At 45.3% G+C, this 20,967-nt stretch carries 15 protein-coding genes; 10 read left to right on the top strand and 5 right to left on the bottom strand.

The features are described 5' to 3' along the window. Nucleotides 1–44 precede the first annotated feature (44 nt). From ACVW0P_RS07555 to ACVW0P_RS07535, 5 genes are read left to right on the top strand one after another with little or no spacing between them, the layout of a single operon-like run. Entirely contained in the window at nucleotides 45–710 is a 666-nt protein-coding gene (locus ACVW0P_RS07555) for a hypothetical protein (RefSeq protein WP_457131535.1), read from the top strand. 57 nt (nucleotides 711–767) lie between these two features. Next, nucleotides 768–2,336 (top strand): hypothetical protein, encoded by a 1,569-nt coding sequence (locus ACVW0P_RS07550; RefSeq protein WP_457131534.1) that lies wholly within the window; start codon nucleotides 768–770, stop codon nucleotides 2,334–2,336. Between the two features lie 31 nt (nucleotides 2,337–2,367). After that, nucleotides 2,368–4,458 (top strand): ferritin-like domain-containing protein, encoded by a 2,091-nt coding sequence (locus tag ACVW0P_RS07545; protein WP_457131533.1) that lies wholly within the window; start codon nucleotides 2,368–2,370, stop codon nucleotides 4,456–4,458. 14 nt (nucleotides 4,459–4,472) lie between these two features. Further along, on the top strand, nucleotides 4,473–5,393 hold the full coding sequence (bufB, locus tag ACVW0P_RS07540) for an MNIO family bufferin maturase (RefSeq protein ID WP_457131532.1): 921 nt from the start codon (nucleotides 4,473–4,475) through the stop codon (nucleotides 5,391–5,393). Further along, nucleotides 5,386–6,234 carry an HvfC/BufC N-terminal domain-containing protein gene (locus ACVW0P_RS07535; protein ID WP_457131531.1) on the top strand — a complete coding sequence of 283 codons (849 nt, stop codon included), beginning with the start codon at nucleotides 5,386–5,388 and terminating at the stop codon, nucleotides 6,232–6,234. The genes bufB and ACVW0P_RS07535 overlap by 8 nt, the downstream gene beginning before the upstream one ends. On the opposite strand, the gene ACVW0P_RS07530 is transcribed toward ACVW0P_RS07535, so the two are convergent. The 5 genes from ACVW0P_RS07530 to ACVW0P_RS07510 all read right to left on the bottom strand — a co-directional run bounded on the left by ACVW0P_RS07530 (nucleotide 6,231) and on the right by ACVW0P_RS07510 (nucleotide 12,189). Continuing rightward, a complete protein-coding gene (locus ACVW0P_RS07530) occupies nucleotides 6,231–7,433 on the bottom strand; it encodes an MFS transporter (RefSeq protein WP_457131530.1) in 1,203 nt (400 codons plus the stop codon). The genes ACVW0P_RS07535 and ACVW0P_RS07530 overlap by 4 nt on opposite strands. A 178-nt stretch (nucleotides 7,434–7,611) precedes the next feature. Then, a complete protein-coding gene (locus ACVW0P_RS07525; protein WP_457131529.1) occupies nucleotides 7,612–8,592 on the bottom strand; it encodes a Hint domain-containing protein in 981 nt (326 codons plus the stop codon). Nucleotides 8,593–8,684: 92 nt separating this feature from the next. Further along, a complete protein-coding gene (locus ACVW0P_RS07520) occupies nucleotides 8,685–9,851 on the bottom strand; it encodes a pyridoxal phosphate-dependent aminotransferase (protein ID WP_457131528.1) in 1,167 nt (388 codons plus the stop codon). Between the two features lie 33 nt (nucleotides 9,852–9,884). Then, nucleotides 9,885–11,468 carry an FAD-dependent oxidoreductase gene (locus ACVW0P_RS07515; protein ID WP_457131527.1) on the bottom strand — a complete coding sequence of 528 codons (1,584 nt, stop codon included), beginning with the start codon at nucleotides 11,466–11,468 and terminating at the stop codon, nucleotides 9,885–9,887. 133 nt (nucleotides 11,469–11,601) lie between these two features. After that, complete coding sequence (locus tag ACVW0P_RS07510) at nucleotides 11,602–12,189, bottom strand: RNA polymerase sigma factor (RefSeq protein ID WP_457131526.1); 588 nt, start codon at nucleotides 12,187–12,189, stop codon at nucleotides 11,602–11,604. A gap of 133 nt (nucleotides 12,190–12,322) precedes the next feature. On the opposite strand from ACVW0P_RS07510, the gene ACVW0P_RS07505 reads away from it, so the two are divergent. From ACVW0P_RS07505 to ACVW0P_RS07485, 5 genes are read left to right on the top strand one after another with little or no spacing between them, the layout of a single operon-like run. Then, nucleotides 12,323–13,375, top strand: coding sequence for a FecR family protein (locus ACVW0P_RS07505; protein WP_457131525.1), 1,053 nt, complete (start codon nucleotides 12,323–12,325; stop codon nucleotides 13,373–13,375). A 45-nt stretch (nucleotides 13,376–13,420) separates the two neighbouring features. Continuing rightward, on the top strand, nucleotides 13,421–16,927 hold the full coding sequence (locus tag ACVW0P_RS07500; protein WP_457131524.1) for a SusC/RagA family TonB-linked outer membrane protein: 3,507 nt from the start codon (nucleotides 13,421–13,423) through the stop codon (nucleotides 16,925–16,927). Nucleotides 16,928–16,960: 33 nt separating this feature from the next. Then, nucleotides 16,961–18,568 carry a SusD/RagB family nutrient-binding outer membrane lipoprotein gene (locus ACVW0P_RS07495; protein ID WP_457131523.1) on the top strand — a complete coding sequence of 536 codons (1,608 nt, stop codon included), beginning with the start codon at nucleotides 16,961–16,963 and terminating at the stop codon, nucleotides 18,566–18,568. Nucleotides 18,569–18,585: 17 nt separating this feature from the next. Beyond that, complete coding sequence (locus tag ACVW0P_RS07490; RefSeq protein ID WP_457131522.1) at nucleotides 18,586–19,593, top strand: glycosyl hydrolase family 18 protein; 1,008 nt, start codon at nucleotides 18,586–18,588, stop codon at nucleotides 19,591–19,593. A 28-nt stretch (nucleotides 19,594–19,621) separates the two neighbouring features. Next, complete coding sequence (locus tag ACVW0P_RS07485) at nucleotides 19,622–20,965, top strand: glycoside hydrolase family 18 protein (RefSeq protein ID WP_457131521.1); 1,344 nt, start codon at nucleotides 19,622–19,624, stop codon at nucleotides 20,963–20,965. Nucleotides 20,966–20,967: the final 2 nt, after the last annotated feature.

The following is a 20,967-nucleotide window of genomic DNA, read 5'->3' as shown; positions in this document are numbered from 1 at the left end:
AGCCTTTAAAAGAGTAGGTATAACAACCTAAACCCAATATCACAATGGACCCTATCAAAAGTATCCCTGCTGCCGAGCAGCAGCACATGCTGTTTCTTTTTATGCCGCTTAAAAAGAAAACATCACCAGCGGTTGTAAGCCAGGCTATTAGCAGTCTGCAAACTGAAATTAAAAACATTACCGACCCCCGCGCTGCAACCGGTGTGCATTTTTTTATGTTTTACCATTTGCTTGACGGGCAGGCCCCCCAACCCGGCCTGCCTGTAACAAGTTTCCAAACCATGCCCGGTAAAGACCTGCTTGTGGTGCAATCGCTTTACGATGCCGATTTTGCGCCCTACATCAGTTCGTTTGTAACAAACCCGGTTATTGCCTGGGGTTTAGATCAAATTGTTAATGCAATGGACGAAACGGGGATCTTCCCGGCATCAGATCCCACATCCGCCATCTCTATTAAAGAAAATGGTGGCGTAGCCCAAAATCCGGAAGCGTTCAATTGCCTGTTAATGCGTTACAATTTTGCAGACCCAACAATCCCTGCATCTGCAAAAATACCTGCAGATACTAAATACAAGTACACACTTGGTGTAACTTTCCCCGGTTTAACAGTGGGCAAGGTTCTACAGAATTATCCCGATGCACCGGCTTTATGGCCGTTCCCGCCGGCTGATATTACTTACGAGCAGTCAACCCCGCCAACACCCTGCTAAATATCATTCCGATCCCCGCTTAAGCGGGGATTTTTAACTTGTTTAAACCCAATTACAATGAGTACATATTTGAATGATGTTGCAGACCCTGCCGCCCCGCCATTGCAACTTAACGATATACAGGGCCTGATACTACGGGGCTATAATTTCGATTACATCCGCTATCTGGTTTTTACTATCGATAGCAATAACATACTTGGTGCTCAGTCATTTTTGTCTGATTTGTTACCCGGAAGCGGGTCGCCGCTAAACATAACTTCGGCCGCGCCCTGGCCTAACGGGGTTAAACCATCCTATTGCTTAAATATTGGTATTACAAGCTTTGGGTTTAAAATGCTGATCGATAAAGATGATTATACTACAGTGAAAAACGGTAGTTTCCCATTGTTTAATTTATATGACGGTGGTGCTGCTCTCAATGCCGATGCGATAGGCGACAAGGAAGATAGCGCACCCGCAAAATGGTGGAAAAGATCTAAAGGGTGGAAACTACCTGATGACCCCAAACTTGATGGATCTGACCTCCACATTAAATTAAGCATTTACACCCAAAGCGATAAGGAACGCGAAAGCTGCTACAACACATTATTGGGGATGATCCCTGTAAAAGACAATGTGCCTGCTTTGGCTTTAGCATTCTCAAAAGATTCAAACCCTTTAATAACCGGCCAAAACTATATACACTTTGGGTACAAGGATAGCTTTTCGCAACCGAGGCTTAGCAAGGTGCCATGGAACACCAAATCGCAACGGATGCTGCTTGGCGTAAGCACGGTTGACGACAGGCCTATTGTACCTCCTTACAACTTTGTTATCACCCCCAAGTATTTTGATGGTAAAGCTACTGTACCTAATTACCGTGCGCACCCGCTGATATTAAACGGTAGTTTTGCTGCCTTTAGGTTACTTTATCAGGATGTTAAAGCCTTTAATACTTTTATTAATAAAACAGCGGGTATAAGTCCCGCACTTGTTGCGGCAAAAATGTGCGGGCGCTGGTTTGACGGTACCCCGCTGGTAGTTTCGCCGGAAGGCCCGGATCCTAAACTTAAAGATTTTGATTACACCAATTTTAACTACCTAAACCATACCGAAAACCAGCAAGGGGTGAAGCAGAATGATGCATTAGGTGCTTTATGCCCCTATGCTGCCCACATCCGCCGTACCAACCCAAGAGATGATAATATGGTTACCGGCAACCAGGATAATCTTGACGGTACACCAAACTACGCCGAAAGCCGCAGGATTATGCGAAGGGCAGGTGCTTATGGCCCCGATTATGAAAAAGATGAATGCCCCGATACGCAACGCGGCCTGGTGGGGTTATTCATCTGTGCTAACCTGGCATCGCAGTTTCAATTTATTATGCAAAATTGGATAATACGTAACAGCTTCCGCCAACCTGATGCCAGCCCAAACAGCAGCGGGTTCGAACCATTGTTTGGCCCCCCGGATGATAGCATACAAGCTTATAACGAATTTGATTACCTGGATGCCGATAGCAAGCCGCCGCAATACAAAAAGATAGATGGCCTGGAGCGCTTTATACGCACCGATGGCAGTTTGTATTTGTTCCTGCCCGGTATAGCCGCATTAAAAAAACTTTCGGAAGGAAAAATAGCTTAACTTAAACCCATAACCTAAAATTAACCTTATCATGAAAACAACGCTCTTGTTTACTGATGATAACCGACTGGCAAGCCGGCCGGTATCTTACAAGGATATTGATGAAAAAGCGCTGCACGCCATGGTGCAGTCGGCCGTCAATGTCGAATTATTTACCATACCGCTGTATATGACCTCGCTTTACTCGCTACAGGGCATGCACGAGATCAACAGCAAAGGCAGCAATTTTTACGAGGGCCGCAAATGGCCGGGCATGGCTGCATCGGCACACCCACAAAACGAGAATGAGCAGGCATTTAACGCGGTGTTCAGTGTGTTTGTTGCCGAAATGCTACACCTGCAGATCATCTCTAACCTGGCGAAAGTAGTAGGCTACGACCCTAAGTTTACCTGCGAGCCTTTGCAAGACGAGAAAACCTATGCCTGGAAATGCTACTCGCCGGACTCATCCATACTGCCCGGCATCCTTGATTTTAAGGATACTGTTAAAAGTACCCATATTAAAGTAAAACTGGGGCCAATGGATAAAGATCAGTGTAACCTCTTCCTGGCCATCGAGCAAACAGAAAAAGCTGCATTAGCAGATATCCGCGAAGATAAAAAAGCTAAGTACGAAGAAAAGGCGCCCTACAATAACTGGAAAGAAGGCGAGCCTTTACCGATGTTTGGATCTATAGGTAATATGTACCTGCAATTATGGAACTACCTGTCTATTGAATATGTTGACGGCACTACCCTTTGGGAGATAGTTTACAAAAAAGGATTGGCAAAATCTCAGGCGGTATCAACTAAAGGTGGCGATAACAGGAAGCTGGAGTACGCCATTCAAAAAGAAGTATTTAATCCCGGCAGGCTGGATTCAACACAAACAAGCCAGGACGAGTACCCGTATATGCCAACCAGCATCAATACCGGCGATCTAGAAAAAGCACTGCATGATGTACTGAACATGATAAACGGTATTACCGACCAGGGCGAAGGTGGTGGTGTAATTGATGAAATATTGCGTCGTGTTAGTAAAAGCCGTAATTTAAAAACGCCGTTAACTTTAATGGCTGTGCAGGATCTGTTTCAGCCTAAGTGCCCGGTGCTGCGCGCCAAATACCCATCATATAATGCCAAAGGTGGCGATGAAGATTCGGCTAAAGCGGAGGCCCGTTGCCACTTTGGTAAAATGGACCATTACGAAACTTTCGCTTTTGTGTTAGAGCTGGTTAGAAGCGGTAAGATCGAAACCTGGGACCAGTGGCATGCAAAAGGCAACAAATGGACGCCAGAAATGCTGCAAACCAAGGCTTATAACCCCGCACTTTACCCGCAATTGCCATTATCTGGAGATATTGCCGGGGCGCTTAACCGTTTAAAACTAAACGATACCGATGGTAAGAACTACGATCTGTTCAGCCGGGCCTCAACCGGCGCTATAGCGGGTGTTACAAGGGTATTAAACGATTACTTCCAGAATCCTAAAACTGCGTTCCCTTATCCATCAATGGGTGGCTCGGGCGACAGGTTGTCTATCTGCTGGGCGGTATTTGGCAAGATCCCGGATCTATCGTTAGGTGTAACCTCAAAGGATTACCCACCTTTGAACCGAAACGAACATTTATACCACGCCTGCCAGGGCTTAAACCTTGACGAGGATATAGTAAAAGACCCTGCAAGTTGCGCGCCTGTACAACTATTCCACGCTTGTAAAAGCTCTAACGAGTGCAAGCGCGAAGGCGGTTGCGGCTTTGTACAGTCTACAGGTGGCGGTGGTGGTTGCGGCTCGTCTGCAAATAATACTTTCCTGAAGGCTAAAGGTGATAAGGTATCGCCGTACAGCCCGCCATCAGATAACGCATGCGGTGGTTTAGGCGGTTGCGCCGTGCCTATGTCTGCCTCGCAGATGTATCCATCTATTTCTCCACCAAACGAATTCAAAATGCAGTTGAATGACTTTGGCCCAAAACCAAAATACCAACCAACGCCATTTGCAATAGTTGATTACGCACAGGGCGACCTGGTTTATGATGTGGCCTGGAATGCTTATGCCGCTGTATTGAAAAAACGCGGCGTACCTGTTCCCGAAAAGCCAAAACCAAGCGACTTGCGTTTGGCGTTCCCACCATCAACCTAAATAATAATTTTGCCATGAGCATTAAAACTACACCACGCCTGGGCCTGCCAAATTTGGGCCTTGGCGTGGGTTTACGAAACAAGCATTTTAATTACCTGCTCAACAACCCGGCAGGGGTAGATTGGTTCGAGATCATCAGCGAGAATTTTATGGATGATTTTGGATTTGCAACCCACGTGTTGATGCATGTGCGCAAGCAAGTGCCGGTGGTAATGCACGGTGTGTCTTTATCCGTTGGTAGTACCGACCCAATCAATTACACCTACCTGCAAAAGCTGAAAGCCCTGGCCGAAGCTATTGAACCCGAGTGGATTTCTGACCACTTATGCTGGACAGGAGTTGCCTATACCAACACGCACGACCTGTTACCTATGCTCATGACCGAAGAAAGCCTTAACCATGTAGCCGAACGTGTTTTAAAGATCCAGGATTATTTAAAGCGCCCCCTGATATTAGAGAACCCTTCCACTTATCTGCAATTTAAAGCATCAACCATGCCCGAGTGGGAGTTTTTATCTGCCTTGGTTAAAGAAACCGGCTGCGGTCTACTGCTCGATGTAAATAACGTTTTTGTATCGGCACATAACCATGGCTTTGATGCGGTGAAATACATTGACAATCTGCCCAATGAAAGCATTGTGCAAATGCACCTGGCCGGCCCTACAGATTGCGGCGATTTGCTGATTGATACGCACGACCAACCCGTTCCATCAAAAGTCTGGGAACTGTTTCACCAGGCATATAACCTAACAGGCGGCGTAAGTACCTTGTTAGAATGGGATGCCAGGATCCCCGAATATCCCGAATTGCTTGAGGAGCTTTTTAAAGCTAAGGAAGTTTTAAAAGGAAATATCCCGCAGGAAGGGGTTTACCGCTCACCACATTTGCCGGTATCAAACCCGGTCGATTTTCAGTTACAGGCATCAAATGGTTAAGCAAGATACCGCAATGCTGCAAAACTGGCTTCGCACCGTGGTGATGGCGCCCGGCTTCCTTAATCAGAAGATAGGCTTCGCTAACCATACCTATCAATTGAGCGAACATGATGTAGTAACTGATAACGATATCGCTTCGGTACATTCCCGTTTAAACGTTTATAGCTCCGGCTACATGATGAGGTTGCTGGATTGCATGTATGCAGATTATGCCATCAGCAAAAAATTTATGGGGGATGAGTTGTTTGATAGCTTTGCGAAGGCTTACCTCATGTACCACCCGTCTACATCTTATACTTTGTATGATCTTGGCGAAAAATTCCCCGATTTTTTGGATAAAACCAAACCGCAATTACCTGAGGGTGAAGATAGCAGCGCTTTTGACATCCCTGCAACGTTAGCACGGGTTGAACGTGCCCGTCAAGTTGCCATGCGTGCCCGGGGGACAGAAAATGATGCCGTTGATGCCAACCCGGCTGATGTTTACCAGATGTTCGCTACTACGCTGAATATCCGCATCCCCGAATGTTTACAGTTACTGGAGTTAAACCTTCCCATGAAGCAATTTTTTGAAGCTGTGCTGCGCGATGAGGAATATGAATTACCAACGCCACAAAAAACCTACATGGCCATCAGCAGGAAAAATTACAGGGTGGTGCTTGACGAGATCACTCAAATCCAATACCTGCTATTGCAGGAATGTAAGAGCCAACTCAATTTATACGACACGATTGCCGCGCTAAGTGCAAGCCAAAATATCCCCACGGCTAATCTGTTGGCTGACGCTTATTTATGGTTGCCGTATTTCCGTAAATGCGGGTTTGTGCAGGTTGTTGGCTAAATTTGCGCCTCCATTAGTACATCATCCTTACGCTTCTGCAATGTTTTAGAACGAAACATCATGTAGATGATAGCCAACATGCTAACCGCAGCCGTGGCATATAAAATGCGTGGCACCATACCAATAACATCCTGGTAAAACCAACCTGAGATCAACGCGCCTAAGCCTATCCCTGCTTCTAAAGAAATATACATGGTTGCCATTGCCTTACCTCGGTGTTCGGGCTGGCTCATGTCTACAGTCCAGGCGTTTAGGGCAGGGGAGAGGATGCCGGTTGCGACACCATATATTACACCACCTGCCAATAGCCCCATGGATGTTTTTTCATACCCGATAACTATAAGTGATACGACCAGCAAAACCAAGCCTGCTTTAATAACGCTTATACGCCCGTATTTATCAGATACTCTTCCCGCCCCAAAACGGATAAGCAACGATGCAATGGTAAACACCATAAAAAATAAACCCTTGTTCATGATACCCAAGTGGCCGCTCCAATCGGGTATTACAGTCAATATCGCGCCATAAGCAACGTATGATAGTAAGGTAACAATAGCGGCAGGCAAAACTTTTACCGCGATAATATCCTTACGCGAGATCTTTAAAATGGACAGGGTGAATTTCTGTTTTACCTTTAGTGTTTCTTTCATGTTCATCAAGATGATGATTGACATGAGCGCTAAAAAGGATGACGTATAAAAAAGGGTGTTCAACGAAAAGTATAGCCTGATAGTACTGCCAATAAACGGCCCGATAGCTAAACCTGTGCTAAAACAAATGCCATGCAGCCCCAAAGCCTCGCCCCAGCGTTCGCGGGGAATGATATCTGCTACATAAGCCGCGGTGGCCGTTGGTTTAAAACCGGTGGAAAAACCATGCAATAACCTAAGAAACAGGAAACCCGAAACAGTACTTAATACAGGGTACAAAAAACCACAAATAAAACAAACTACAGAACCCACAGCCATTACGGGCACCCGGCCAATAGTATCTGTTAACCTGCCGCTAAAAGGGCGCGAGATACCCGCTGTTAAAGTGAATAGTGCTATAATAAGGCCTTTGTGCTCGCCGCCGCCAAGGCTGGTAAGGTAGGATGGTAACTCCGGGATCAACATATTAAAACTTGCTGAAAACAGTAACGAGCTTAAACAAACCAGCGCGAAATGTAAATTATAAATAGACGGTGCCGGTTTGGTCATACGTAGAATAGTAGATATTTGGCAAGTGTACCAAATTGCAACAAAAATTCACTTGCTGATTTTTAAATATCAGCAGTGTGGATATATAATTAAGACTGAACAATCACAAATGTGTTACTGCCGCCAACAAAAAAGGGCTTATTAAATAAGCCCTTTCCTGTTTTATAAAGCATTGAGCTTATTTCTGGAGTACCATAACGCCATTCATAATTACAGTTGTACCACCATCGGCAACAATGTTATAAACTTTTTGGGTGCCGCCGGCATACTCTGTTTTTAACAGAACGGTAAAGCTTTCGTACTTGCCGGTTTGATCGTTAAGGCAAAGTACATGCTGCCCAATTTCTATGTCGCCAATTTTTTGGTTGCCTTGTTTGGTTAGCATAGGGTGGTTTGGCGTAGCTTGCAATACTTTGCTGTTTAGGGTAATGTTATTGCCTTTTGTTTGTGCCGATACAAGCACCAGCTTTGTTAAAGCGTAGTTTTTAGCATCGTGGGTGGTAAGCTCTTTAACTTTTACGGCAGATGCAATTTTGGTTGCAGGGTCAATGGTAATTACCTCATCGCCGCTTCTAACATCTTTTAAAAGCTTTTTAGCGCCGTTTGCCATTGTTACCAATTCATCACCCGGGAAACAAATATCATTGCCATAGGTAGCAGATTCATCCTTCATATCCTTGCCGCCGTTTAGTAGTTTATATTGCTGAAAGCTAAGCTCTTTCGACAGGATGTATGATAGCTTTAGGATAAAATTGGTTTCTACTTTGTTGATGTTATCGATATCCTCGAAGTATTTTTCCCACACTTTGGCATCTGCCGTAAAATCCGGGACGAGGACTTTGTATAATTTCCCCTTTTCGTTGGTGTAGAAAACCATGGTGCCAATTTCTTGCATGCCCTCTTTGGCGACCAATTTATACAGATCGATGCGTTTTTTTAAGCCATCGCTGCCGGTAATAAAGTAGGGTTTGCGGCCTTCGTACCTGTCAAGCACGTAGGTGTTCTCAAACTTTACGTAGGTGTCCTTGTCCAGGTCGGCAATGGTGAAAGTTTGCGCCTTGGCATATTCTGCCATGGTAAGCGGCCTTGGTGTTACGGTTTGTGCATTGCCGCAATACGCAAGGCCCGCAAGTAGTAGTGTTATAGTTAGTTTACGCATATTAATTTCGAGTAAAGATAGCAGAGGTATGATTTCAGACCTTTTAACATTTCTGTCTTGGCTCTTGCTTCTTAACTCTTGCTTCTTTTTAATTAAGATATTTCTTTAAATGCGGCGGCAAAGGCTTCCATTTCGTCCATGCGGCCTATGCTTATTCGGCACCAATCCTGGCCGTTCAGTTTCCAGTCGCGGATGCCTATGCTCCGTTTAAACATTTCGGTGCTGAATTTTTTGCCATCCATTTTTATCGGGAACATCACAAAATTAGCCGACGATGAGATGTAGGTATAACCCTCTTTTTTCAAAACGGAGTACAGATACTCTTTAGATTCGTTGGTCTTTTTCAGGGTTTCGGCTAAAAAGTCTTTTTCCTGGTAAGCGGCTACAGCGGCAGCTAACGTTGTACTGCTTATGTTAAATCCATCGCTTCCGTACTGTTTCAATGTTTTAATGGTTTCAGGCTGCGCGATCACATAACCCAAACGCAAACCTGCAAAGCCATAAAGTTTAGAAAAGGTGCGGGCTATAATAATGTTATTGCCGGCCTTCAGCTGACTGATCATGGTGGTGCTTTGTGGATCGGGCAGGTAATCTATATAGGCCTCATCCACAAATACCATTGTCTTTTTAGATACACGGTCGCAAAATGCTTTAAGCTTTTCGGTATCAACCACCGTAGCTGTAGGGTTATTGGGGTTGCAAATGTAAACCATACCGGTATTGGCATCCACCTTGGCTTCCATGGCATCAAGGTCTAACTTATAGTCGGCAGTAAGCGGCACTTTAACCCATTTGCCGTCAAACTCCTCGGCGTAGGTGGGCAGGTCATCGTATGAGGGGTCGCCGGTTATAACGCTTTTGCCACCCTTGGTATAGCATATAGCTGCGGCGTGCAGCAACGGGGTAGATCCGGAATCAAGGATAATGTTTTTCATTGCCACACCCTCGTACTTCGCTATTTTACCCGATAGCTGTGAGCCCAACATAAATGGGTATTGATAACTTTTATCAAGCGAATCTGCAATGGCCTTTTTAGCCGCAGGCGAGGGGCCGAAAGGGTTCTCATTAGCCAGCAGCCTTGCCTTCAGGTCAAATGGGGCTGCTGCCGCCACTTCGCGATCTGTTAGCGCGCGCGGCGATTTTAGAATACGTTTAGGCATAGCCGATAACTTACTGATGGTGCCCGAACAAAAAGCCAGTCCCCCGGCTACAAATGCGCTGGACTTGATCCAGTTTCTGCGGTTAATTGAGTTTGCCATTGTGAAGGTATTTTAGTTTTTTAGTTTTCTGTTTTATTGTTGTGCCTTGTATTGTACTTGTTGCCCGCTTACCCTTGCATGCAAGGCAGCCACCGTGCTCCGTGCCGACTCGAACGCGCCGGCCATCCATGCATTTAAGTAGGTTAGGTGTTCGCCCGCAAAGTAAACCTGCTTATCTGGCTTTAGTAGAGCCGGGTATTGGTTTTTGCGGGTATCTGTATTATAAAGTGCCCAGCCGCCAAGGCTGTATTTGGTTTTGTGCCAGCTAACCGAGAAAGAGCTTTCAAACTCCTTATCGTACTGCGGATGGATCAGCCTCCCTTTTTCAAGGGCGAATTTTTCCCGGTCGGCAAAGTTTAGGGCGCCAATTTTTTGCGCTTTCTCATTAAAATTATAGTAACCGATCAGGATTCCCTTTTTGCCCAGGTAATCATACGATGGATAGAATACCTGCGTAAGGTCGTTATTGGTGTGGGTGATGCCGCCGTAAATGTGCTCGTCCTCTTCCCAAAAGCGGCGTTTAAACTGTAGTCCAATTTTCCCTGTCGGTATGTATCCTATGTAATCTATCGCCCGGCTAACGTCGCCCGAGAAATTGTGGTTGATGTTGCTTAGTACCGGCAGGGGGAGCGTGCAAATGCACAGGTCGGCGTTTAGTTCGTGTTGACCGGTAGCATCGGTATATAAAACTTTTACGCCTTCGGGCAGGTTGGTAATGTCGGTAACTTCTGCACCCGTCTTTAAAAACGGGGCTATCTTTTTCTCTAAAGCCGATGCTATCTTATCCATCCCTCCAACCGCCTGGAACATCGTCATTTGCAACTCGTAGGTGTATTCGGCAACATTATAAAAATCTGGGTCCATCAAGCCGGAGTGGATCAAATCTGCCAATTTATGCGGTTCGCCAATTTTGCCGGGTTTATCGCCTGCGCCGTACATTTCGGTATAGCCACGCCGTGCCGATGCTTTATATAGTTTGTCTACATCCAAACCACCTTCTGCTTTAAGATACTCGATCACCTTTTCGGCATCTTCTTTTGTTAGTGCGTTCTCCAAGCCGCCATGATCGATACTTTTGGCAAGCATCTCGCTCATGTACCCGCGGATATCGTTATGCACTTCGCGTACCTTTATCTTTTTATTGGAGAGTGGGCCTTTGCCTTCGGCGAAGTAGTACGCGCCTTCGTTTACATTATTATATACCTGGATAGGCACGCCGAGTTCCTTACAGTAATGCAGGGTAAGTTCGTGGTTGTGCGGTATTCGCGATGGACCGGCGTTAAAGTACTGCCCTGCGTCGAGCTTTGCTGTAGCGGTTGGTTTGTCGGTTTCTGTTTGGGTGCTGCCATTCCGGATGCTCCAGCAGCGGCCGCCGGTGCGTTGGCGGGCCTCTAATATAGTGCAGCGGTAGCCAAGTTTGGTAAGTTCGTAAGTGCTGGTCATGCCTGCTAAACCGGCCCCAAGTATCACAACATGTTTGCCGTTACCATTCCCTTCTAAGTTAAAAGCATGTGCAGGGGCGGGGCGCAATAAGCCTAAAGCCATCATGGCGGGGTAGGTGCCGCCTGCAAGCATAGCGCCCTTGCCTAAAAAATCTCGTCGGCTAATAGTTTTCAAAAGAAATTGTTGTAAAGTGCTTAGTGAGCTAAAGATAATTTATTTTCAGTTTAATAACGCATGGCAGTATATATTTTAATTATGATAATATCCACTAAGTTAATATACATTATTATCAAAAGGTAGGGAAGTGTTAAACGAATAACCTTACGATCATTGCCAGCAAAAACACATCGCGCAGCACTTTAATGGCGTTATGCAGGGTGTTGTAAATGGTGCGCTCGGTAAGGCCGGTGCGCTCGCTTATCTCGCAGAAACTTATCTGGTCAAAATAGCGCATTTGTACTATCTCAATTTGGCGGGGAGTAAGCTGGTTTAGGGCTTTTTGAAGGCGTTTTTTGGTGATCTCGTCCTGCTGACTTGCAATCAGAATATTTTCGTAAGGCTGTTCGGCTGCGCCGGCTTCTATTTCGGCTTCTTCTAAGGTGGTGGTGTAAGTATCTCGGCTGTATTGCTGGTAAGTTTTGTAAAGGATGCGCTTGTATATGGTAAGTACATATTGCTGTACATTTTGCACGGCCGATAGCTTGTCCTGAATCTTCCAAAGTTCAATAAACAGGTTGTTGATGCTTTCCTTTACCAATTCGGGATTTTTGTACAGGCAAACGCCAAAGCGGTACAGGTCGTCATAAAAAATATCAAAACAGGCGTAAAGTCCTTGCTGATCGCCTTGTACAAGCAACCCCCAATTTTTTTTTACGCGTTCTGTTTTAATGCTCATCTATTTGATCCCAAAGCGGTTTACATCCGTTTGTTAACTTAATGATGAAGGTATATAAAATCTTTGTAAATAATTTTAAAAAGTATTAGTAAAAAAAAATATTCTTTCGCACTTGTGTGCAAATACCAACTTAATGGACTACTTAAATTTTAATATCGAGGATTTTTTAACGGATACGAGTTTTATTAATTATTGTTATGACCTTAACGATGCCGATAAAGCGCACTGGGAAAACGTCATATTAACACAACCACTGCTAAAAAAGAAAATTGCCGATGCCCGCGAACTTTGCCTGCTGCTTAGCATCAAGATAAATAAAGAAGAAAAACAAGAGGCCCTTGCTAAACTAAAAGCATCCATAGCAGCCGAACAGCTTAAAACAAAATCGACACAGGCAACCAATGTTCGCCGTTTATGGCTGCCACGCGTTGCCGTTGCCGCTACCTTATTAGTGCTTGCCATTGGCTATGGTTTATACAAATACACTACACCTGTTTCGGGCGCGGTATTATATAGCCAGGTAACCAATAACAACTATCATACCGTAGGTCAAACTACCTTTAGCAACCGTAAAATATTGGTTTTGCCCGATGGCACAACAGTAACGCTAAACGGATCGAGTTCGCTAAAAATAGCTAATGATTATAATAAGAATAATCGCCACGTGCTTTTAACAGGCGAGGCATTTTTTGAAGTCACCAAAGATAAAACCCGCCCGTTTGTGGTGCTCACCAATAAAACTGCTACCACGGCATTAGGTACTTCGTTTAAAGTGAGCAGTTATGCCGATGCAAAAACAACAAGTGTAATGCTATCTACAGGTAAGGTTAGAGTCGAATCCACCCATGCAAAATCAAAAATTGCCGACCAGATCCTGATTCCCGGCCAACAGGTTGTTTTAGCTGAGGGTGATAACAGCTTTATAAAATCAGGCTTTGACCAGGTTGAAATCCAAAACTGGAGAAATAGCAGGCTGATATTTACCAATGCCGATTTTAGTGATATCGCTGCCAAAATTGCCAATACTTACGGCGTACACATCAAAGCTGATGAGCAGCAGGCAGATAAGATTATGTTCACCGGCCAGTTTAACAATAAAAGCTTAACCGATGTGCTTGATGCCATTGGCTTTGTAAACAAATTCACTTACAAGCACGATGGCAGCACTATAACACTTTTATTTTAAAAACTAAACTATACTTAAACAACCCACCCCTAAACTATTTAAACTATGCTAAAAAACCTACCCGCTAAACGTTTTTTTTCGAAAATGTTACTGAGGATGCTCGGGGCAGTGTTCCTGGTTATTTATACCGGGGCGTACGCTCAGTCGGCACCGAAGGCAGAGCTTTATTCTTTCAACTGGCAAAACCAGCCGGTAGATAAAGTATTTAAGCAGATAGAGGACGCTACCAAAGTGCATTTCTCTTACAATCCTGCAGATGTGGACTTTAAGCGCAAAATAAACCTTAAGGTAACCAACAAGCAATTGAATGATGTTATTGAAGCTTTGGCAAGCCAGATAAACGTGCGGTATAAAATTGCCGGCGAAACGGTGATGATCCAGGCGTTTAAAACCAATGCCAATGTTGTAGCTTTTACGCTGAAAGGTAAGGTATTGGATTCGGACAGGTTACCCTTACCGGGGGTAACGGTGGTGAATGCCAAAAATGACAAAAACGCAGTTACAAATAACGCGGGCGAATTTGCAATCGAGGCGAATGCCGGCGATGTGGTAACTTTCCGGATGTTGGGTTTCGAGCCATCATCTGTTATTGTAAGTGAAGATGTTAAGTACGTAACCATCAACTTAAAGCTGAGCAGCACCGAACTGAAGACGGTTGTAGTTACGGCATTGGGTATCAAACGCGAGCAGCGCGCATTAGGTTATGCCTTTGCCGAGGTAGACGGTAACGACCTGAAAAAAGCCCGCGAAACCAACGTCATGAACTCGCTTGCAGGTAAAGTTGCCGGTTTGGTTATCAACAGTACTGCAGGCGGCCCGGCGGGTTCGTCAAGGGTTATTATTCGTGGTAACACAACCATTACAGGTAACAATCAGCCATTATATGTGGTAGATGGCGTACCAATAGATAACTCAAACTACGGCCAGGTGGGCGGTGGCAAATACTCGGGTGGCCAGGATTTTGGCGACGCGATATCGGCCATTAATCCCGATGATGTGGATAAAATAAGCGTGCTTAAAGGTCCTTCGGCTTCGGCGCTTTACGGTAGCCGCGCAGGTAATGGTGTTATTTTGATCACCACCAAAAAAGGCGGCCAGCGTAAAGAGTTAGGTATCGAGTTTAACAGCACGTCATCTATAGAAAAACAATTAACCACTTTAGATGGCAACCAGTTTATTTACGGGCAAGGTAGTTCCGAGCAATTGGTGATAGATGCTGCGCAGGCAAAAAACACCCTGTTCAATAACTTTGGCCCGCGCCTCGATCCAAATTTGCAGGTAATCGGCTTTGATGGCGTTTATCGGCCGTATGCACTGGTGAAAGATAATATCCAGGATTTCTTCCGCACTGGTTCAACCTTTACCAACACCATCGCTTTATCAAACTCAAGCGATAAAGGCAACTTCCGCCTTTCTATCTCAGATCTTCGTAACAATGATATTATTCCCGGCAGCAACATACGCCGTAACACATTTAACTTTAGCGGAAGCTCTAAATTCGGCAAGAATTTAACCGTAGAGGCAAGGGTGATGTACATGAACGAGAACGTTAAAAACCGCCCATCGTTAGCAGATGACCCGGGTAACATCGGTAACAACTTTATTGGGCTTGCTAATAATGTTGACCAGGCTTACTTTAAAACAGGCTATAAAGACGTTGAAGGTAATTACGTAGAGTGGGGTGGCGGCCAGTACAGGCTTGACCCATATTGGGTAATTAACGAGATGAGCAACCGCACCAAAAAGAACCGTATGATAGGCGGTTTGCAGGCCAACTATGTTTTCACCAGCTGGCTAAACTTACAGGGCCGTGCCTCAACAGATTTTACCTATTTCGATTATGAGAAATTTAGCCCGATAACAACGCCGGGGTCATTAACCGGCAGGCTGGAAACTACTAATCAAAAGGTACAAACTACCGAAGCGGATATGCTATTAACCGCTCAGAAACAGGTAACTAAAACGATCAACTTATCTGCAAGGTTAGGTGCAAGTTTATCTCGCAGCCAGGCACCGGGTTATACCGGCAGCTATATTGATATGGTTGCAACCGATGTTATCAGCTCAAACAGTTTTGCTGATAAAACCATTACGCAGCTTTCTCCGCGCGAGATGCAAACAAGATCGGTATATGGTTTACTAACAGCATCCTATAAAAGCTTTTTGTATGTAGATGCAACTGTTCGCCGCGATGCGGTGTCAACATTGCCGGCAGGTAAAAATGCTTATACCTATCCATCGGCATCAGCAAGTTTTGTGTTTACAGATGCGTTTAATATCCCTAAATCGGTACTTTCATTTGGTAAGCTTAGGGTATCGGGAGCGGAAGTTGCCAGCAGCACCGACCCATACATGCTTAACTTAGTTTACGCCCTTAACCCGCAAAACTTTAACGGGCAAGCTTTGGGTGGTATCGGCACAACCATTAAACCGCCGGGCGATGGCCTTAAACCAACCCGTACACGCTCTTTTGAAGTAGGTACCGACCTGAAGTTTTTTAACGACAGGATAGGTTTAGATGTTACTTACTACACCTCAAAATCAAGGGACCAGATCAATATCGTAAACATCCCGCTAAGCTCGGGCTTTACACAAAGCCTGGTAAATGCAGGGGTTATTAGCAACAAAGGTATCGAGGTAACCTTGAATGCAAGGCCTGTTGTGGCCAAAGATTTTAGCTGGGACCTTAACGTGAACTTTGCACGCAACATCAATAATGTAGAATCGCTTGCTGATGGTATCCCTTATCTGACGCTATCTGACGCGCGCTGGTTAGGAACATCTGTTGTGGCAAGGCCAAATACACCTTATGGCGCTATATTAGGCTACGGCGGCCAAAAAGACGACCAGGGAAACGCCATACTTGACCCGGTTACCCTTGCGCCGATGCAAACGGTAGACCGCGAAGTGCTTGGTAAAGGCACCTGGAGCTGGACGGGTGGTTTAAGCAGCTCATTCTACTACAAAAACTTTGGTTTGAGCTTCGTGGTGGATATTAAACATGGCGCAAGTTTATTCTCAATGACTAACTTGTTCAACGTTATACGTGGCGCCAGTTTAATAACCTTACCGGGCAGGGCCGAGTGGATCGCATCAGAAGAAGCACGCCAAACCGCTGGTATGAGCATTGAGCAATGGACAGCCGCAGGTAATGTTAGGGGCTACGTTCCTCAAGGCGTGGTACAAACAGGTGTTGATGGTGCAGGCAAGCCTATTTACGCTAAAAATACCAAGGCTGTAGATCCGTCGATATACTGGGCTAATTACTACAGCGATGGCAATGGTGTAGCAACGCCGTTTATTTACGATGCAAGCTACATCAAAATGCGCGAGATCACGGTAAGCTATAATATCCCGAGCGCGGTTTCATCCAAATGGGGTATCAAAAATATGTCTGTAGCGTTGGTTAGCCGTAACCCGTTTATCATCCATAAAAACGTACCCAATGTTGACCCGGATAGTAACTACAACAATGGTAACGGACAAGGCCTCGAGTACGGCTCGTTACCATCAAGAAAAAGCTGGGGCTTTAACTTAAACGTGAAATTTTAACCAGAGATATAGACTATTGACAATCATATAGATATGAAAAGATATATAAACAAAATAGCCATTGTGCTTTTAGCAATTACCACGCTGTCGGTATCCTGCAAAAAGTTCGAAGATTTTGGCACCCTAAATACCGACCCAACCAAGTCTAGCAACCTTGACCCGGTTAACCAGTTAGTGTTGACACAACTGCGCTTCTCTGGCGAGCTGACCATTAACGAGCGTACCAGCATTATCATGAGTATGCCTTTAGTGCAGCAAATAGGTGGCGCTTACTACACCCGTTACGGTTTCGAGTACGTAAAGAACAGGCAGTATATGTCCGAACTTTGGGAGCTTGGTTACCCTAACGATGTGCTAAACATTGTTGATGCTACCGAGCGTTCTGCGAAAGACCCGCTTAAAACCAACTTGAACGCCATGTGCCGCATCATGAAGGTTTACATTTTTGCAAGGATGACCGATATGTACGGCGATATCCCATACAAACAGGCCGGCCGGGCATACCTTTCAGGTATTATCCGCCCCGAGTTTGATGCCCAGCAGGATATTTATAATGACTTTTTTAAAGAGTTGACCGAAGCATCGGCACAACTGGATGCATCGATAGATAACGTAGCCGCCGATATTTATTACCAGGGCAATATAGCCGCCTGGAAAAAGTTCGCAAACTCGTTACACCTGCGTTTAGCCATGAGGTTAAGTAAGGTAGACCCGGAAAAAGCGAAAACCGAATTACAGGCTGCATACGCTGCCGGTATATTTACAAGCGCGGATGATAATTGCATAACTCACCATGCCGATGTGCAAAACAGCTATGCGGATATTCGTGGTAACGGTATCTCGGTCGCTATCAACCAATATCCTGACGAAGGCAGGCCACGTATTTGCTCAACTTTATTGAAAGCGATGAGTGATGCCAATGACCCACGCTTAGCACCAATTGCACGAAACTACTGGGTTAATCCTGATAAACCATCAGAAAGGCTTGATGTGAGCGACGCTTTAAGGGCAGCAGGTGTTGGTATTATAGGTGTTGGCCCGGGCAAATACAACTATGATGATTTTTTGGGTGCTGTGAATGTTGATCTTGGTGGGGGCCGTACAGTGCAAGTGCCAAACAATGGCCAAAAAGTACAACTTGCCAATTGGATGATCACCAATGACGCACCTTACTTCCACATCACTTATGCCGAAACCGAACTTTTATTGGCAGAAGCAGCACAACGCTGGGGGATCAATTTAGGTGGCGACGCTAAAACGCATTACCAGAACGGTGTGGCTGCAGCTATGAAACAATTAGCCCTGTTTAAAGGTGGACCGGTTATTACCGATACCCAGATCCAAAGCTTTAGAACTGATAACCCACTTGCACCGGGTAGCGAGCTAAAAGCGATTGATACACAACTTTGGATAGCTTTACTGTTAAATGGCCCAGAAGCTTACTCTAACTGGCGCCGTACAGGTTTCCCGGTACTTACACCTGCAATAACAGGCGAATCGACAACGACAACTACGCCACGCAGGTTTGAATACCCACTTACCGAAACCGAGCAGAACGCTGCAAATATCAATAAAGCAATTGCCAAATTAACCGGCGGACTTGATGACTGGACCGCACGTGTTTGGTGGGATAAATTATAATATATAGAAGGATGACGATGATGAGAAGGAATATTTGGTGCGTTATTTTCTTGGTTGCCTTTATGTGCAGCTGTAAAAAAAGCGCAAAGTCTGAAACAAAGCCGGGCGGCGATAAAACACCGGTAGCAACTGCCTCTTTTAGGGTGGTGGGTTACCTGCGGGAATATAATGTGGTTGATGGCAGGGCTATCCAGTTTGATTTTAGCAAGATAACCCACCTGAATATTGCATTTATAAACCCCGATGATAAAGGCGCTTTCAGTACGCTTAGCGGGTTAAAGGAGCTGGTTACAGCAGCGCATGCTAAAAACGTAAAAGTTTTGGCATCGATAGGTGGCGGCCTTGCGCCGGAGTATTATTCCACGCTGATAGCTGATAAAGGAAGCCGCGCTAAGTTGGTGGGCAGTTTGGCATCATTAACCGACCAGTACAATCTGGATGGTATTGATGTTGACCTCGAAGGGCACTTTGTAGATGCCAATTACGAAACCTTTGTGGTGGAGTTAAAGGCACTATTAAAGCCTAAAGGCAAGTTACTTACAACGGCTATCGCGACTGTTTATGCAACGCAGTATACCAACAAAGCGCTGGCGCAGTTCGATTTTATCAACATCATGTCGTACGATAAAACGGGGCCATGGAAACCGGAGAAACCCGGCCAGCATTCGCCGTATGCTATGGCGGTTGATGATTTGGCTTATTGGGGCGGTACCCGCGGCATTGCTAAAGAAAAGCTAAGCCTTGGCCTGCCATTTTACGGTTATGGTTTTGGCAGCGGCGTACCCGAGGATATGGCTTTCTCAGACATTATCAAAAAATATCCCGGATCGGAAAATAAGGACGAGGTAACTGTACCTGCGGGTGGTACTATTTACTACAACGGCCTGCCTACCATCAAAAGTAAAACTACCCTCGCGTTGCAAAAAGCAGGCGGTGTTATGGTGTGGCAACTATTACAGGACGATGCCGGTACAAACTCATTACTAAACACTATTGATGCCGAAGTAAAGGCAGCAAAAAAATAAGATATACAGCATATTAAATCATAAAAAAATGAAAAAGGTCTATCAAAAATTATCATTCCTGCTGGTGATGCTGGTTGCATTAAGCACGGGCTGTAAAAAAGACATTGCCAAAGAACAGGAGGATGCTAACCCGCTTCAACCAAGGATCTTTGATATCCTGAGGGAATTTTCGGGAGCGCAGATCATCAATGAAGGTGACTCTGCCAAATTTAACGGGATTGAAATTACCCCTGCAGGTAAAGCCAATGTAAGCTGGATGGTTGATGGGGTAGAGGTATCGAAAGATAAGAAATTTGCTTTTGCGCCTACAAAGGGCGGCGAATTTACCATCAAACTAAAAGTATCCTACAACGGCGACTCGAGTGTGAGGAGCACTAAGGTATTGGTTAACCCATCAACTTATACCTTTAAGCCGTACACAAAGGTGGCTATGACCTACCTAACACAGGATGCCACAGCCGCCAATGTTAATTTTAGCAATGTTACCCACATTGCCTACAAAATTGGTTTGGTATCTCCCGAAGGTGACCTTGACACCTCACCGGGCGAAACAGGACAAAAAGCAAGAGAAATAGTTGCCCGTGCCCACATTGCCGGCGTGCCGGTTATTATGGGTATCAGCGGCCGGTTATCTGGTATCGACGGCTGGGCTATTTATGAGACCAATGATTTTGGTACCGCCATCCGCGATGCTGCTAAACGCACCAAACTGGTAGGCCTCGTTACAGCCTATGTAGCCGCCAAACAAATGGATGGTGTGGATATCATGATGACGGATATTAACTCGGGAAACGCGCCGGACAACATCCACGCTATCGGTCCGTTCCTTACCCAACTTAAAGCGGCTTTACCGGCAACAGCTATCGTAACCGTTACGGTAACAACCAACTATCAGCATTGGGAATACCCGGATCTTTCTGCCGCGACCTGGGTTAACGTGCACACGTTTGAAGATAATATCCACATAGGCCCGGATGCGCCTGTAGGTCAATCGTCAAGCCTTGCCTTTATGCAAGAGGGTGCTGATAAATGGACAAACTTCCACCTCCCAGCAAGTAAATTGGTTTTGGGCGTGCCTGCATTTGGTTTGCGTTACAACGCGCTTAATGGTGCGGGTAATAACGAAAGCTGGGGATCATACGATTACATGACTTATAAAGACATTTTAACTGCCGACCCAACCGCGGCCGGTAAAGAGTACACCGACAAATCCGGAAAAGGTGTGTACTACAGCGGTGTACCATTGGTTACTGCAAAGGCAGGTTATATTAAAACCGGAGGATTTAAAGGCGGTTACGTTTGGGCGGGCGATTACGATACGCAGGATGCAAACTCGTTAATGCTGGCTTTATTTACCGGCTTAAAACAATAATG

This window comes from Mucilaginibacter sp. UYNi724 (assembly GCF_054057495.1).
Note: the sequence above shows the minus strand (reverse complement) of the source record. Positions and strands in the feature narration are given on the sequence as shown.

Coding starts and splice junctions, on each gene's coding strand:
- ACVW0P_RS07555 (WP_457131535.1), top strand. CDS start 45: ATGGACCCTATCAAAAGTATCCCTGCTGCCGAGCAGCAGCACATGCTG.
- ACVW0P_RS07550 (WP_457131534.1), top strand. CDS start 768: ATGAGTACATATTTGAATGATGTTGCAGACCCTGCCGCCCCGCCATTG.
- ACVW0P_RS07545 (WP_457131533.1), top strand. CDS start 2,368: ATGAAAACAACGCTCTTGTTTACTGATGATAACCGACTGGCAAGCCGG.
- bufB (WP_457131532.1), top strand. CDS start 4,473: ATGAGCATTAAAACTACACCACGCCTGGGCCTGCCAAATTTGGGCCTT.
- ACVW0P_RS07535 (WP_457131531.1), top strand. CDS start 5,386: ATGGTTAAGCAAGATACCGCAATGCTGCAAAACTGGCTTCGCACCGTG.
- ACVW0P_RS07530 (WP_457131530.1), bottom strand. CDS start 7,433: ATGACCAAACCGGCACCGTCTATTTATAATTTACATTTCGCGCTGGTT.
- ACVW0P_RS07525 (WP_457131529.1), bottom strand. CDS start 8,592: ATGCGTAAACTAACTATAACACTACTACTTGCGGGCCTTGCGTATTGC.
- ACVW0P_RS07520 (WP_457131528.1), bottom strand. CDS start 9,851: ATGGCAAACTCAATTAACCGCAGAAACTGGATCAAGTCCAGCGCATTT.
- ACVW0P_RS07510 (WP_457131526.1), bottom strand. CDS start 12,189: ATGAGCATTAAAACAGAACGCGTAAAAAAAAATTGGGGGTTGCTTGTA.
- ACVW0P_RS07505 (WP_457131525.1), top strand. CDS start 12,323: ATGGACTACTTAAATTTTAATATCGAGGATTTTTTAACGGATACGAGT.
- ACVW0P_RS07500 (WP_457131524.1), top strand. CDS start 13,421: ATGCTAAAAAACCTACCCGCTAAACGTTTTTTTTCGAAAATGTTACTG.
- ACVW0P_RS07495 (WP_457131523.1), top strand. CDS start 16,961: ATGAAAAGATATATAAACAAAATAGCCATTGTGCTTTTAGCAATTACC.
- ACVW0P_RS07490 (WP_457131522.1), top strand. CDS start 18,586: ATGATGAGAAGGAATATTTGGTGCGTTATTTTCTTGGTTGCCTTTATG.
- ACVW0P_RS07485 (WP_457131521.1), top strand. CDS start 19,622: ATGAAAAAGGTCTATCAAAAATTATCATTCCTGCTGGTGATGCTGGTT.